Raw genomic sequence first — 14,047 nt, forward strand, 5'->3', positions numbered from 1 at the left:
GGCGTTCGGCCTAACGCACCTCGAAGGCCAGCTGGAAGGCGGGGATCTCCTCGCCAGGGTGGTCGCGCCAGTTGAGCATGGGCACCTGCAGGTAGGTGGCGTTGGCGGTGGCGGTGTCGGGCGGCGAGCCCGGCCCGAGCAGGTCGCCCTGATAGATGGCCGGGTAGAGGCTCAGGAAGTGCACGCCGCGCGCACCCGGCGCCTTGAGGTGGATGGTCACGTCGCCCCTGCTGTTGAAGCCGCAGCCGTAACCCACGTAGCCGTTGTCGATGAGGAGCGTGTAGATGTTGGCCGTCTCGGTCCAGCCCACGCCCTTGATGGTCACCACGATGTCGGCGCCGGGCGCCACCGGCCCCGTCGGGGCCGCGGCGATGCTGGCCGTCACCACGTAGTCGAGGTCGGCGCTCACGCCGCCGCTGGTGGCGCTGAAGCGGTGCGTGCCGCCCAGGTCGTCAGGGGTGGCGAGGCGGAAGGTGAACGTGCCGTCGGCGCCAACGGTGGCGGTGCCGAGCGGCTCCACGACCTCCTCCCAACCCTTGCCGCTCAGCCGGTTGCCGCGCACGGCGGTCCAGGCGATGTCGACGCCGGCGCCGGCAGGGAAGCCCACCCCCGTGAGGGTGATCGGGCTGCCGACGGGGCCGCTCAGGTAGTCGGCGGTGAGGGCCGCGCCCGTGTCGCGCGCCTGCCCGCCGGGCACGCGCGGCAGTTGCTGCTCGGCCGGGCCGGGCCAGGTGGCGGCGGGGCCGTCGGTCACCTCGAACACGGCGCCGAGGACGGTGGGCACCTGCGGGTTGTAGATGGGGGCCTGCTGCTGGTTCAGGTACGGCACCGGATGCGTGCCCGACAGCACCTGCAGCGTGTGCGCCCCTACGCCGCCGGTGGCGGGGATGACGGCCGTGGCCGTGCCGTTCGTGGTCACGGCCGAGAGCCAGCCGGTGTGGGCGCCGTCGTAGAGGAGGTGCCAGACGGACTCCCAGAAGCGGTAGCCGACCCCGGTCAGCGTCACGGTGATGGGCGTGCCGGGCGGCCCCGCCGCGGGCGAGATCGTCAGGGCGGGCGCGACCACGAACCCCTGCCGCGCCACCTGCTCGCCCGCGCGCTCGACGAAGACGTTGTGGACGTAGCCGTAGTCCTCCGGCACGGTGAAGCCGACGGTGGCGGCGCCAGCAGCGTCGGCCGTCAGCCGGCCCAGCACGGTGCGCGTGTCCTCGGAGGTGATGCCGTAGAACTCGCCGTCGGCCACGTTCCAGGCGGCCGCCGCGCTGGTCCACACCAGGTCGTAGGTCGCGCCCGGCTCGAGGCCGACGGCGCGGGCTGTCACCGCCTGACCCACGACGCCGCCGACCGGTTCGAAGTTCAGCTTGGTGTCCTGCGCGCTCGCTGCGCCCAGCAGGGCCGCGGCCGCCACGAGCGCGAGGGCGGCGCGGCCGAAGTGCCTAGTGCGGGTACTTGGCGTAGTTGTCATCGGCGCTGCCCGGCACCGCGCGCTGGGCGGCGACCGCGGCGGCGTCGACAGCTGCAGCGGAGTTGCCCCAGGTGCTGCGGACGTAACTCAGGATGGCGGCGATCTGGGCGTCGTCGAACACGTTCTGCCACGGCGGCATGACGCCGTCGTAGTCGGTGCCGGCCACGGTGATCTTGCCCTGCAACCCGTAGAGCACGACGCGGGTGATGAAGGTGGGGTCGTCGGCGGTGATGATCGGGTTGCCGGCGAGGGGCGGGAAGGTGCCCGAGATGCCCACGCCGTTGGCCTGGTGACAGGCCGAGCAGTTGGTCACGAACAGCTGTTCGCCGTCCGGCGCCGTGTCGGCGACGGTGGCGAGGGCCGGGCCGCCGCCGCCCGCGGCGGCGGCCGGCGGCGCGACGATGTTGATGGCTCCGAGGCCCACGCTGTGGCCCATAGGCATGTAGGTTGCCGTGTTGCCGGCGGCGTCCTCAACGACCACCGACCACTGGTAGGTGCCCGTGGCGTAGTCGCGGGGGATCTGCCAACCGGCGGCCCAGAAGAGCTCGGTGTTGGGCGATTCGGGCGGGTGCGGGATGTAGTTGAGCGCCACCTTGACGCCGCTGTCGAGCTCGCCGTAGACCTTGATGCCCTTGGCGTCGATCTGCTCCTGCGTCAGGAGGTCGCCGCTGTCGGAATCGTAGACGTAGGCGCGCCACACCATCTGCTCGCCCGGGATGAAAACGGCGTTGGCGACGCACACGGCGCCCATGGCGCCGACCGCGCCCCTCACGACGTCCGCCTGGATGAAGTACGCGGCCTTCGCCCAGGCGCCCGAGGCGGCAAGCAGCAGCGCCAGCAGGACCAGCGTCCTCGTGAACCATCTACTCGAGTTGGCTTGCATCGCCACTCCTTCCGGGGTGCCCCGCGCGGAGCAGCGCCCAGCGCCCGCGGGCGGCCAAGCGCGGCTCCGTTGCAGAGGTGCTCGTCCCCCCAAGCCGGGCGGAACCTGCAGGCTGCACGTGGCTGCACGCGAACGGCACTCCTGGGCAGAACGATACGCACGACGCGCCCGCGCGGGCTGTGACGCGTGAGCAGTGTGCGTGGCCGGTTTATCCTCTCGGGGATGACCAGCGCCGACACCGCCGCCTACCGCACCCCCGACCGCCTCAGGGCGCGCATCGGCTTCCACGAGCGCTACCCGAGCGGCGCCGGGGACTTCCACGACTGGCTCCTCGCTCACGTGGACGCGCCGCCCGACGCGGCCGTGCTGGAGGTCGGCGCCGGCACGGCGCGCATGTGGACGAGGGACCCGGGGCGCGTGCCGCCCGGCTGGCGCCTGACCCTCACCGACCTCTCGGCCGGCATGGTGGAGGCCGCCGCCGAGGCGGTGGCTGACGCGGGCATAAGCGCCCGGGTGCTGCAGGCGGACGTGACGGCGCTGCCGTTCGAGCCGGCGAGCTTCGACCTTGCCTTCGCGAACCACATGCTCTACCACGTCAGCGACCTGGACCGCGCCGTGGCCGAGCTGCGGCGCGTGCTGGCACCGGGTGGCGCGCTGATCGCGGCAACCAACGGCGAGGCGCACCTGGCGGGGCTGCGCGAGCTGGCAGCCGAGCCGGGGCGGTGGGAGGGCGCGGGGGTGGTCGCCGAGGGGGTGGCGCCGCTCCCGTTCACGCTCGAGAGCGGCGGCGAGGCGCTGGCTCGCAGCTTCTCGCACGTTTCGGTGCACCGGCGCGACGACGTCGTCTTCGCAGACGACGCCGAGGTGGTGCTCGCCTACCTGCGCTCCATGCTCTACCTCCCGCCGGAGCCGAGCGACGAGTTGCTCGCCGAGCTGGCCGGCTGGGAGGAGCGGGTGCGCTTGCGCCTGGCCGCCCGGCCGCTCGAGGTGCGGCGCAGCAGCGGCTTCTTCGTGGCGCGCTAGCCAGGGCGGGCACGCCCCGCACCGCCGCCGGGGGTAGCATCGGCGCCATGAGCGGCTCCACCAGTCCACTCACCGGCGCCCAGCTGGGCGCCATCAAGGACCTCGTCGTGCCCCTCGCCCAGGAGGTCGGGCGCTGGGCGCGCGGCCGCCAGCTCGACCACCACGCCGGGCGGGTCGACTTCGGGGTGAGCACCAAGACCTCGCCGGGCGACGTCGTCACGCTCGTGGACGTCGAGGCGCAGAGCCGCCTGGCCAGCGCGCTGCGCGCTGCCCACCCGGGCTTCGGGCTCCTGGGCGAGGAGGGGCTGAGCGACCTGGGCGCGCACGCGCCCGTCTGGGTGATCGACCCGATCGACGGCACTCACAACTTCGTGCGCGACTACCCGGGCTTCTGCGTCTCGGTCGGGCTCGTGGTCGAGGGCGCGAGCGTGCTGGGGGTCATCTACGACTCCGCCTCCGATTCGGTCTACTGGGCGTACGCCGGCGGGGGCGCCTGGCGCGGCGACGAGCGCCTCCGGGTGAGCCAGGATCGCCCGCTGTCGCACGCGCTGTTGAGCACCAACTTCACCGAGCCGATGCGGGACGACGCCCGCCTGGCGCGCTTCTTCGCCGGCGTGTCCGGAGCGTCCGCCGGGGTGCGCGCGAGCGGCTCGGCCGCGCGCGACCTCTGCTTCGTGGCGGACGGTCGGTTGGACCTCTTCTGGCAGTTCGGGCTGGCGCCATGGGACGTGGCGGCCGGCGCCGTGATCGTGCGGGAGGCGGGCGCCGCCTTCGAGTTCTGGACGGGGGGCGCCGACTGGCTACGCGCGAAGCGCCTCCACGTGGCGGCCGGCACGCCGCGGGTGCTGGCCGAGGCGCGCGGGGTGGCGCGCGAGCTGGGCATCGTGGAGGGGTCCGCGGCCGGCTGACCCCGCCCACCGCTTGGCCGCGTAGCGCCTACCGAGACGCGTTTGCGGTCGCGCAGGGCCGCGGATAGAATCGTGGCACCGAGCATCCTCGCCGCGGCGCGAGGGGCACCACGGACGGGCGCGAGGCGCGGCCGCCCGGGTGCTCACGCCTGCGCCCGAGCGGACTGCTTGCGCGGGGGAAGGGGGCATAGGAGGGCGGTCGGGGTGGCGATTGGCGTGGACGGCCCGGTCTCCGGGCGGGCCGGTGGCGGCGCGGGGCGCGCGCGCCCCAAGTGGCTGAGGCGCTTCGCGGCCAACCGGGCGGCGGTGGTCGGCACGGTGGGCGTCCTCGTCGTGGTCGTGGTGAGCCTGCTGGCGCCGCTGCTGGCGCCGCACGACCCCGCCAAGCAGTACTTCGACGGCCTCACCCTCGAGGGGTTCCCGCTGCCGCCCGGCGCGCCGTACTGGTTCGGCACCGACCTGCTCGGCCGCGACCTCCTCTCCCGTGTCATCTACGGCGCCCGCGTGAGCCTGCTCGTGGGCGTCGTCGCCAACGGCGCAGCCGTCCTCATCGGGCTCCTGGTTGGCGTGGCCGCCGGCTACTTCCGCGGCGCAACGGAGACGGTGCTCATGCGCCTCACCGACGTCATGACGGCGTTCCCGGCCCTCATCCTCGCCATCGCCCTCGCCGCCATCCTGCGGCCCAGCCTCTGGATCGTGGCGCTCGTCATCGCGCTCGTCAACTGGGTGTGGATCGCGCGCGCCATCTACGCCCAGGTGCTGTCGATCGGCCAGCGCGAGTTCGTCGAGGCGGCCGGCGCCCTCGGCGTGGGCACGTTGCGCACGCTGGCCAAGCACATCCTCCCCCACCTCGTCAGCACCCTGATGGTGTTCGGCACGCTCGGGATCAGCACGACGGTGCTGCTCGAGGCCAGCCTGTCGTTCCTCGGCGTGGGGGTGCAGCCCCCAACGCCGTCGTGGGGCGGGATCATCAACGAGAGCCAGTCATACTTCCTGAACGCGCCGTGGTTGGTCGTCTTCCCGGGCGTGGCCATCTTGGTCACCAGCCTCTCGTTCAACCTGATGGGCGAGGGCCTGCGCGACGCCCTCGACCTGGCGGAGCGCCGGTGAGGCGCGCTCCCCGCGCGGGCGGCGGCCTCGGAGGGGCGCCGTGATCCGCTACCTCGGGCAGCGGCTGCTGCAGGCGGTCGGCGTCATGTTGGGCGTCACCATCGTCACCTTCCTGCTCGTGTTCCTGCTGCCGGCCGACCCGGCGCGCATGATCGCAGGGCGCAGCGCCACCGCCGCCACCGTGGCGAGCATCCGCACCGAGCTGGGCCTCGACCGGCCCCTGCCGCAGCAGTACGTGAGCTACGTGACGGGCCTGTTGCGCGGCAACATGGGGCGCTCCTACGCGCAGAAGGCGGAGGTCACGCGCCTCATCCGCGCCCGCCTCGGACCCACCATGCAACTGGCGCTGGCCGGCATCCTGTTCGAGCTCCTCATCGGCCTGCCGGCCGGGGTGGTGGCGGCGCTGCGGCGCGGCACGGGCGTCGACCAGGCGGTCATGGCCCTCGCGTTCGTTGGCGTGTCGGCCCCGCAGTTCGTGGTGGGGCTGCTGCTCATCTACTTCCTGAGTTACCTCGTGCCGCTCTTCCCGCTGGGCGGGTACGGCACGCCGCTCCACATCGTCCTGCCGGCCGTCACGGTTGGGTTGGCGGGGGGCGGCTGGTACGCGCGCGTCACGCGCAGCGCCATGATTGACGTGCTGCGCCAGGACTACGTGCGCACCGCCCGCGCCAAGGGGGTCTTCCCCACCAAGGTGGTGTTCAAGCACGTGCTCAAGAACGCCGTCCTGCCGGTCGTCGCCCTGGTTGGCCTCGACATCGGCGTGTTCATGGGCGGCATCGTCATAGTGGAGAGCGTGTTCGGTTGGCCCGGCATCGGGCAGATGATCTGGCAGGCCATCCAGCTCGTCGACATCCCCGTCATCATGGGCGGCGTCATCGTCACCGCCCTGTTCGTGGTGGTCGGCAACCTCCTCGCCGACCTCGTCTACCCGGCCCTGGATCCCAGGATCCGGTACTCGTGAGGCGGACACCTCGCGCGGGGCGCACCCGCGCGAGTGCCGGCAGAATGCGCCCCCGGCGCGGAAGGAAGGCAACGATGCACACCCACACCAGCGAAGCGGCGGCGGGAGCTCCCGCCAGAACGCGTCACCGACGCTTTGACCACGCGCTGCGCGCCCTGGCGGCGCTGGCAGTGCTCGCCTGCGGCAGCGCCATCGCGCAGCAGGGCGGCAGCGCCGTCGTGTCGTTCCAGGACGACGTGGCCACCCTCGACCCGGCCATCGGCTACGACTGGCAGAACTGGTCGATCATCAAGTCGATCTTCGACGGCCTGATGGACTACACCCCGGGCACCACCGAGCTCGTGCCGCACCTCGCCGAGAGCTTCACCGTCAGCGAGGACGGTCGCACCTACGTGTTCACGCTGCGCCAGGGTGTCAAGTTCCATAACGGCCGCGAGCTCGTGGCCGACGACGTCAAGTACACGCTCGAGCGCACCCTGAACCCGGCCACGCAGAGCCCGGGCCAGGGCTTCTACCTCACCATCGAGGGCGCGGAGGAGTTCGTCGACGGCGCCGCCACCGAGGTCAGCGGCATCGTGGTGCTCGACGACCGCACCGTGCAGTTCACCACCTCGGAGCCCGACGCCTCGTTCCTGCACAAGCTCGGCCTCAACTTCGCGCACATCGTCCCGCGCGAGGCGGTCGAGGCGGCCGCCGGCGACTTCGGCCACCAGCCCGTGGGCACGGGCGGCTTCAAGCTCAAGGAGTGGGTGCTCGGCCAGCGCATCGTGCTGGAGCGCAACCCCGACTACTTCGAGGCGGGCCTGCCCTACCTCGACGAGCTCACCTTCCAGGTCGGCGTCGATCAGAACGTGGCGTTCCTGCGCCTGCAGCGCGGCGAGGTCGACATCCTGGGCGACGGTATCCCCAGCGCCCGCTACACGGAGGTCATGGCCGACCCCGAGTGGAGCAAGCAGGTCTCGACCGGCGAGCAGATGCAGACGGGTTACGTGACCATCAACGTCGAGATGGAGCCCTTCACCGACGTGCGCGTGCGCCGCGCCCTCAACATGGCCGTCAACAAGGACCGCATCGTGCGCATCATCAACAACCGCGCCGTGCCGGCCACCCAGATCCTGCCGCCGCTCTTCGAGAGCCACGACGACGCGTACGCCGGCTACCCCTACGACCCGGCGGCCGCCAAGGCGCTCCTCGCCGAGGCCGGCTTCCCGAACGGCTTCGACACGGTCCTGTACGCCTACAACGTGGCGCCCAACGACCGCATCGCCCAGGCCATCCAGGCCGACCTGGCCGAGATCGGCGTGCGCGCCGAGCTGCGCACGCAGGCGCAGAGCACCGTCATCGACGCGGGCGGCATGGGCGAGGCGCCGCTGCTGTGGTCGGGCGGCATGGCGTGGATCGCCGACTACCCAGACCCCAACAACTTCTACTGGCCCATCCTGGCCTGCGCCAGCAACATCCCCGGCGGCTGGAACTGGGCGCGGTACTGCAACGAGGGGATCGAGGAGCGCGCCGCGCACGCCGACACCCTCGCCCGCACCGACCAGCAGGCGGAGCGCGTCGAGGCGTACCGCTCGATCTTCGTCGACATCATGGCCGACGCGCCGTGGATCCCCATCTTCCACGAGCTGCAGGTCAGCATGCACTCCAAGAACGTGACGGGTCCGGACGAGATCTTCGTCGACCCCATGCACATCCCCGTGCACTACGAGATGGTGCGTAGGGCCGAGTAGGCGGCGAGGTTCCGGTGCCGGGTCCCGCGGGGCTCGGCACCGGTCCCTGGCGTTCGCATCCGCACGTCCGCTCATATCCTGCACCGTTCACCGGCCGCTGCCCAGCTCGGCCAGCCCGAGTCTGCGCAATCATGCATAAACCACCGCCGAAGCCGCCTTGGAGCGACTCGCTGGCGTGCGTTTCTGCACGGACATGCAAGAGGAGGCGAGGAATTTGGGCGGAGACCGTCGGCGCACCTCCGGTGACGGCGTTCCGCGGCTCAACGCCGCCCTCTTGGCGCGCCGCAAGGCCCTCGGACTGACCCAGCTCGAGCTGGCCGACCTGGCCGGCGTCTCCGCGCGCTTCATCCACGAGCTCGAGAACGGCAAGGAGACCGTGCGGCTCGACAGGGTGGTGGCGCTGGCCACCGCTCTCGGCCTCGAGCTCGGTTGGCGCCGCATCCCGCCCAGTTCGCCGCCCGGTGACCGACCTTGATCGGTGGAGCGGCCGACGTCTACGAGGGCGGCACGCTGGCTGCAAGGCTCCAGCGCGCACGGCGGACCAGCTCGCGGGGGACCGGCTCGCCACGCTACCCTTCGGGCCGAGCACGGTCCGCAAGCTCGCGAGGGCGCTGGCGTACCGCCGCAAGCGACTGACCGAACCCACCTGACCGCCCCACTAGACCGACTGTGAGGTAAGCAAGATGAGCCGCTTCAAGACCATCCACGACACCCACCACCACTTCGGGTGGGACAACGCCATCGAGCCCGTCCTGCGCGTGGCGCCGGGGGCCGAGCTCGAGCTCGAGACGGTCGACTCCTCCGGCGGGCAGCTCAGCCCCACCTCGACCACGGCCGACGTGGCCGCGCTCGACTTCGAGCGGGTCAACCCCGTCACCGGCCCGATCTTCGTGGAGGGCGCCGAGCCCGGCGACGTCCTCGCCATCGACCTGCTCGAGTTCGCCGAGGGCGGCTGGGGCTGGACGGGCATCATCCCCGGCTTCGGGCTGCTGGCCGACGAGTTCACGGAGCCGTTCCTCAACATCTCGCACTACGACGCCAGGCGCGTGGAGTTCCGCCCCGGCATCCACCTGAACACGCGGCCGTTCACGGGCACCATCGGCCTGGCGCTGGCCGAGCCCGGCTCCCACTCGGTGGTCCCGCCGCGCGCGCAGGGCGGCAACCTCGACGTGCGCGACCTCACCCGCGGCAGCCGCCTCTACCTGCCCGTTGCGGTGCCGGGCGCGCTCCTCTCGCTGGGCGACACGCACGCGGCGCAGGGCGACGGCGAGGTGTGCGGCACCGCCGTGGAGACGGCCATGAAGGTCAGCGTGAGGGTGGACCTCATCAAGGGCGCCAACTTCGGCGCCCCGCGCTACGAACTGGGAGCCGCCGGCGCCACGGAGCTGCTGCCCAAGGGCTTCTACGCCACCACGGGCGTGGCGCCCGACCTGCTGGACGCCACCAAGGACGCCATCCGCGCCATGATCGATCACCTCGGCAAGGAGTACGGGCTGGAGCCGCAGCTGGCGTACGCGCTGTGCAGCGTGGCCGTGAACCTGCGCATCAGCGAGGTGGTGGACGCTCCCAACTGGGTGGTGTCGGCCGTGCTGCCGCGGCACATCTTCGTCTGAGCCGCGGACGAGGCGGTTAGGCTGGGGAGGTCATGCCGCTCGAGTTCATCATCGCGAGGAGCCCGCTGGGCGGCTCGCGGTTGCCGTACGTGGTCAGCCTGCCGCTCTCGCCCGTGCCGGTCGTGCTCGCCACGCGCGGCGACTGGCCGGTCGACAAGGACCTGTACTGCCACGAGCTCCCCGCCTGGCCGGAGGGGGCCGAGGAGGTGGCGCGCGTCCCCGTCGTGTCGTGCCGGCGCCGCGGCAGCTCCGTGCAGCTCGTGCTCGACCGGGTCCAACGCCGCCGGTCCCTCTTCGTCTGGACGGTCTCCAAGCAGGGCAAGCCGCTCGTGTTCTGGCGCAGCGAGCGCTCGATGCGCTCCACGCGGCCGGGCGTGCGGGCGCCACACGCCCGCGGCCTCAACGGCCCGATGGTCGTCGTGATCGACACGCGCGAGCGTTACCCCTGGCGCTTCGCGACCAACCCCGTGGAGACGGAGCGCCGCCAGCTGCCGGTGGGCGACTACGGCGTGTTCGACGGCGACGCTCTCGCCGCGGTGGTGGAGCGCAAGAAGCTGAAGGAGTTCGTGGGGGCGGCCGTTTCCGGCAAGCTCCAGCTGGCGATGGCCGAGCTGGCGGCCATGCCGCGCGCGGCCGTGATCATCGAAGGCCGCATGGCGAAGCTGCTGGCGGGCGAGGAGACGCGGGTGCGCCCCGGGTGGCTCCTCAACCTCACGGCAGCGCTGCAGGCGGCCTACCCCAACGTGCCGCTCCTCTTCGCGGAATCGGCGCCGCTGGCCGCCGACCTGGCCTACCGCTGGCTCTCGGCATGCCTTCACTTGAGGGAGGCGGCGCGCCGAGGGCAGTCCGCCGGCGACGCGCTCGCCGCCATCACGACGGGCGACGGGCCGGCGAGGACCCAAGAGGGGCCCGCCCCCGCCGGCCACCGGAGCACCGCCGCGGCCCGCCCCGAGCGGGGCGTGACCGACACCCCTCTGTTCGCGTCGTTGGCGGATCCGCCGACCGGCTCCCCCGGCGGCCGGTCCGGCGGCGCAGGTTCGACGACCTCGGTCGGCACGCGTCCGGCCGCCACCGGACTCTTCGGGGGCCACGCCGTGGACCGCTCGAAGGCGCCGCTCGACAGGGCGGGTCGTCAGGGCGCGGCCCTCGTGGCGGCGCTGGCGGGGCCGCTGACGGTCGCGAGTCACGCCGGAAGTTGTGGCGTGACGGCCGGCACGGCTTCCACGGACCTACACGACCTCGTCGCTCGCGGGTTGCTGACGAGCACGGGTCGAGCCCGCAGCCTGCGGTTCGAGCTGACGCCCGCTGGCGCGACCGCCGCGCCGGCAGAGCCCGACGGCGGGAGCGTGCGGTAAGCGCCAGCGCCGCCGGACCGTGGGCGTATACTGACCCCGAATCACAATCCGAGGCGGCCGCGTCAAGGGGCCGCGAAGCCATGCTGGGAGGTTGAGATGGACCGTCGGAGCTTCATCAAGAAGGCCGGGATCGCGGTCGCGGGGGCGAGCATCAGCCCGCTCATGTTCGCGAGCGCCCAGAAGGGCAAGTTCAACTTCGAGATGGTCACGTCGTGGCCCACCTCGCTCGACACCCTGTTCGGCACGGCCGAGAGCATCGCCAAGTACGTGACGGAGTCGTCGGACGGCGACATCACGGTCAAGGTCTACCCGGCCGGGGCCCAGATAGGCGCGCTCGAGGTGTACGACGCCGTCTCGACGGGCGCCTTCGCCATGGCGCACACGGCGCCCTACTACTTCATCAACAAGAACCCGGCGCACGGCTTCTTCACGGCCGTGCCGTTCGGGATGGACTCGCAGCAGTTCAACGCCTGGATGTACGCCGGCAACGGCAACGCCCTGGCGCAGGAGTTGCTCGCGCCCGACAACATGGTCTCGTTCCCGGCGGGCAACACGGGCGCGCAGACGGGCGGCTGGTTCAAGCGCGAGATCAACACCGTCGCCGACCTGCAGGGCCTCAGCATGCGCTTCCCCGGCTTCGGCGGGCAGGTGATGGGGCGCGTGGGCATGAACGTGCAGAACATCCCGGGCGGCGAGCTGTTCCTGGCGCTCGACACGGGCGTCATCGACGCCGCGGATTGGGTCGGCCCGTACGACGACCAGATCCTGGGCCTCAACAAGGCCGCCCCCTACTACTACTTCCCCAGCTGGGCCGAGCCGGGGCCGGGCGTCTGCCTCTACATGAACAAGGACGAGTTCGAGGGGCTCCCCGCCGACCTGCAGGGCGTGGTGGCCGACGCCTGCGCGCGCGCCAACGTGGAGATGCTCTCCAACTACGACACGAAGAACTACACGGCGCTGCAGGAGCTCATCGCCTCTGGCACGCAGATCCGCCTCTTCTCCGACGAGATCCTCGCGGCCTTCGCCAAGGCGACCGACGAGATCCACGCCGAGAACGCCGCCAACAACGCCACCTACCAGCGCATCCACGACGATTACCGCGCCTTCATGGGCAACGTGCGCGCCTGGACGAAGGTCACGCAGCACGCGTACAACGACTTCGTCTTCAAGTGAGGTCGGGGCAGGCGCTTCCGGCCAGCGTCTGACGCGTTCGCTAGTGCGGCGAGGTGGCCCCTTCGGGCGTCGCCTCGCCGCTACCGTCGGGCACGGTGGTGGCGATGCGGAAGGCGCACGACCTACTCGTAGGCGGGCTCGAGCCCCTTGAACATCGGGAAGTGGCGGACGTTGGTGGTAAGCAGCGGGGCGCCCAACACGATAGACGTGGCTGCCACGAGGTAGTCGGCGGTGTCTATCCCGCCGAAACTGCCAGGTCCACACCGTCTGCCAGCAGTAGCGTGAGCAGTTCCACGGCCGCTTCGTGGCCGCGCAGATGGTCGATGGCGACCGAGGTATCCAGCACCCTCACTTCATGGCGAGGCGGCGAAGTCGGTCACTCAGATCGCCCCGCAGCGCCTCCAGGTACTCGGAGCCGGTGCACTCCCTGCTGGTCCAACTGCCTGCACCGGCCTCGAGCGCCCTGAGTCGTCTGGCAGTGGACGGCCCTCCGTAGGCCCTTCTCACAGCGCGGCGGATGAGCTCTGACCTGGGAGCGTCTCGGTAGCCTTGGCCTGCGCCTTTCGCGACGCCATCGGCATACACACTGCGGGCGAGGGCGCACCGCTGAAGATCGACTCTGGCGGTAGGGCGCTGTGACCATCTAGCGAACCGAGGTCCCCGGTCACTACGAACCGAACGACATCACGGTGCTCCGGTACCCCTTGGGTGCGTGAGCCCGCACCCGGCCTTCAGGGCGCTAGCATCGCCGCGGGGATCACCGCAATCATGTCTGGTGGCCGCCGATAGGCGAACTGCCCCGGGGTGATAACAACGGCATCAAGGAGTTCCTCGCCGATCTCACGGCCGAGCCACCTCAGGTGCTTCACGTCCTCATCGGTAACGTTTGACGTCAACTTCACCTCCATGGCAACCACTCGCCCATCACTTCTCTCAACGATGATGTCGACCTCGTGATCGCCACGGCTAGTACGCAGGAAGTAAACACGCGCCCGGTTCGCCTGGGCGTATACGCGCACGCTCTGCACGACCAACGACTCGAAGAGTCGGCCTAAGAGGTTGCCGTCACGCAAGGAGATGGGTCCAGCCTGCTGACCCCGCAGCAACGCCGCCTCAGAAAGGCCCAGAAGCCGCGCTGCCAAGGCCGGATCTGCCAGATGATGTGCCGGCGCCCGGCCTAAGCGTTGCAGGTGGCTTCCTGCAGGCGCCCAAGCACCGAGAGGATCGAGGACAAAGAGCTCAGTGAGGATGCTGCGGAAGGCCTCAGTGGTGCCCCGTGCGGGTTTCTCTCCCTCGCCTGGAGTTGCTGCGTCAAGAATGCTGGAATAGGAGGCCGTCGTAGCGGTCGCGGCCGCATAGGCCCGCAGCCACGCCTTGAGGGCGTCTGGGCGCCTCAACCTATGGCCCTGATCCGGGAAATCGCGTTGCGCGAGGCGCTCAAGGTAGCCGTCGAGCAGCTCATCTCTCACCCGAGCGGGCGCGTTTCGGATGGCCGGGAACCCCGAAGCCACGAGCTCTAGAAGATAATCGCCGAGCGTAGCTGCGCTCGAACCGGAGATACTCGGCTTGACGCCTGTTAGCAGATCCTCAAGCGAGATATGAGCGTTTGACATCTGACGTTCGAATAGGCTGAGTGGCCGCATCCTCAGCGTGATGATGCGACCCGCGCCCGAATGCACTGGCGCCTCGAGCGGCGCGGCGCTACCCGAAAGCAGGAACCGCGAGCCGCGAGGATCAGCGTCTACGTGCCTGCGAACCAAGTCCCACACCAGTGGTAGTCGCTGCCATTCGTCAAGTAGCACAGGTGGCGCGGCGTCTGCTAG

Annotated in this window: 12 protein-coding genes and 1 pseudogene; 9 read left to right on the plus strand and 4 right to left on the minus strand. The window is 71.0% G+C overall.

The window, feature by feature from the left end; genetic code table 11:
* Nucleotides 1–10: 10 nt before the first annotated feature.
* On the minus strand, nucleotides 11–1,465 hold the full coding sequence (locus H3C53_09295) for a hypothetical protein (GenBank protein ID MBW7916858.1): 1,455 nt from the start codon (nucleotides 1,463–1,465) through the stop codon (nucleotides 11–13).
* Nucleotides 1,437–2,348, minus strand: a complete 912-nt coding sequence (locus H3C53_09300; GenBank protein MBW7916859.1) for a cytochrome c — start codon at nucleotides 2,346–2,348, stop codon at nucleotides 1,437–1,439. Before H3C53_09300 ends, H3C53_09295 begins: the two co-directional genes overlap by 29 nt.
* Nucleotides 2,349–2,570: 222 nt before the next feature.
* Here H3C53_09300 and H3C53_09305 point away from each other — a divergent pair, with 222 nt between their 5' ends.
* The 9 genes from H3C53_09305 (at nucleotide 2,571) to dctP (ending at nucleotide 12,224) form a co-directional block, all read left to right on the plus strand.
* Nucleotides 2,571–3,371 (plus strand): class I SAM-dependent methyltransferase, encoded by an 801-nt coding sequence (locus H3C53_09305; GenBank protein MBW7916860.1) that lies wholly within the window; start codon nucleotides 2,571–2,573, stop codon nucleotides 3,369–3,371.
* 47 nt (nucleotides 3,372–3,418) lie between these two features.
* A complete protein-coding gene (locus H3C53_09310) occupies nucleotides 3,419–4,279 on the plus strand; it encodes an inositol monophosphatase (protein MBW7916861.1) in 861 nt (286 codons plus the stop codon).
* Between the two features lie 276 nt (nucleotides 4,280–4,555).
* Nucleotides 4,556–5,389 (plus strand): ABC transporter permease, encoded by an 834-nt coding sequence (locus H3C53_09315; protein ID MBW7916862.1) that lies wholly within the window; start codon nucleotides 4,556–4,558, stop codon nucleotides 5,387–5,389.
* Between the two features lie 40 nt (nucleotides 5,390–5,429).
* A complete protein-coding gene (locus H3C53_09320) occupies nucleotides 5,430–6,350 on the plus strand; it encodes an ABC transporter permease (GenBank protein ID MBW7916863.1) in 921 nt (306 codons plus the stop codon).
* Between the two features lie 74 nt (nucleotides 6,351–6,424).
* Nucleotides 6,425–8,083, plus strand: a complete 1,659-nt coding sequence (locus tag H3C53_09325) for an ABC transporter substrate-binding protein (GenBank protein ID MBW7916864.1) — start codon at nucleotides 6,425–6,427, stop codon at nucleotides 8,081–8,083.
* Nucleotides 8,084–8,276: 193 nt separating this feature from the next.
* Complete coding sequence (locus H3C53_09330) at nucleotides 8,277–8,558, plus strand: helix-turn-helix transcriptional regulator (GenBank protein MBW7916865.1); 282 nt, start codon at nucleotides 8,277–8,279, stop codon at nucleotides 8,556–8,558.
* Nucleotides 8,559–8,766: 208 nt separating this feature from the next.
* Complete coding sequence (locus H3C53_09335) at nucleotides 8,767–9,696, plus strand: acetamidase/formamidase family protein (protein MBW7916866.1); 930 nt, start codon at nucleotides 8,767–8,769, stop codon at nucleotides 9,694–9,696.
* Between the two features lie 32 nt (nucleotides 9,697–9,728).
* Entirely contained in the window at nucleotides 9,729–11,051 is a 1,323-nt protein-coding gene (locus H3C53_09340; GenBank protein ID MBW7916867.1) for an ERCC4 domain-containing protein, read from the plus strand.
* A 96-nt stretch (nucleotides 11,052–11,147) separates the two neighbouring features.
* Nucleotides 11,148–12,224, plus strand: a complete 1,077-nt coding sequence (gene dctP, locus H3C53_09345; protein MBW7916868.1) for a TRAP transporter substrate-binding protein DctP — start codon at nucleotides 11,148–11,150, stop codon at nucleotides 12,222–12,224.
* Between the two features lie 122 nt (nucleotides 12,225–12,346).
* On the opposite strand, the pseudogene H3C53_09350 reads toward dctP, so the two are convergent.
* Nucleotides 12,347–12,576 (minus strand): annotated as a pseudogene (locus H3C53_09350) (hypothetical protein).
* Nucleotides 12,577–12,955: 379 nt separating this feature from the next.
* Nucleotides 12,956–14,047 (minus strand): ATP-binding protein (locus H3C53_09355; GenBank protein MBW7916869.1); only part of this gene is annotated, 1,092 nt, incomplete at its 5' end.

It is taken from the genome of Trueperaceae bacterium (genome assembly GCA_019454765.1).
In the GTDB taxonomy this organism is placed as follows: Bacteria; Deinococcota; Deinococci; order Deinococcales; family Trueperaceae; genus JAAYYF01.

Excerpts from the sequence above, each read along its gene's own strand:
- dctP (MBW7916868.1), top strand. The coding sequence starts at position 11,148 with ATGGACCGTCGGAGCTTCATCAAGAAGGCCGGGATCGCGGTCGCGGGG.
- H3C53_09300 (MBW7916859.1), bottom strand. The coding sequence starts at position 2,348 with ATGCAAGCCAACTCGAGTAGATGGTTCACGAGGACGCTGGTCCTGCTG.
- H3C53_09310 (MBW7916861.1), top strand. The coding sequence starts at position 3,419 with ATGAGCGGCTCCACCAGTCCACTCACCGGCGCCCAGCTGGGCGCCATC.
- H3C53_09295 (MBW7916858.1), bottom strand. The coding sequence starts at position 1,465 with ATGACAACTACGCCAAGTACCCGCACTAGGCACTTCGGCCGCGCCGCC.
- H3C53_09340 (MBW7916867.1), top strand. The coding sequence starts at position 9,729 with ATGCCGCTCGAGTTCATCATCGCGAGGAGCCCGCTGGGCGGCTCGCGG.
- H3C53_09335 (MBW7916866.1), top strand. The coding sequence starts at position 8,767 with ATGAGCCGCTTCAAGACCATCCACGACACCCACCACCACTTCGGGTGG.
- H3C53_09330 (MBW7916865.1), top strand. The coding sequence starts at position 8,277 with ATGCAAGAGGAGGCGAGGAATTTGGGCGGAGACCGTCGGCGCACCTCC.
- H3C53_09325 (MBW7916864.1), top strand. The coding sequence starts at position 6,425 with ATGCACACCCACACCAGCGAAGCGGCGGCGGGAGCTCCCGCCAGAACG.
- H3C53_09305 (MBW7916860.1), top strand. The coding sequence starts at position 2,571 with ATGACCAGCGCCGACACCGCCGCCTACCGCACCCCCGACCGCCTCAGG.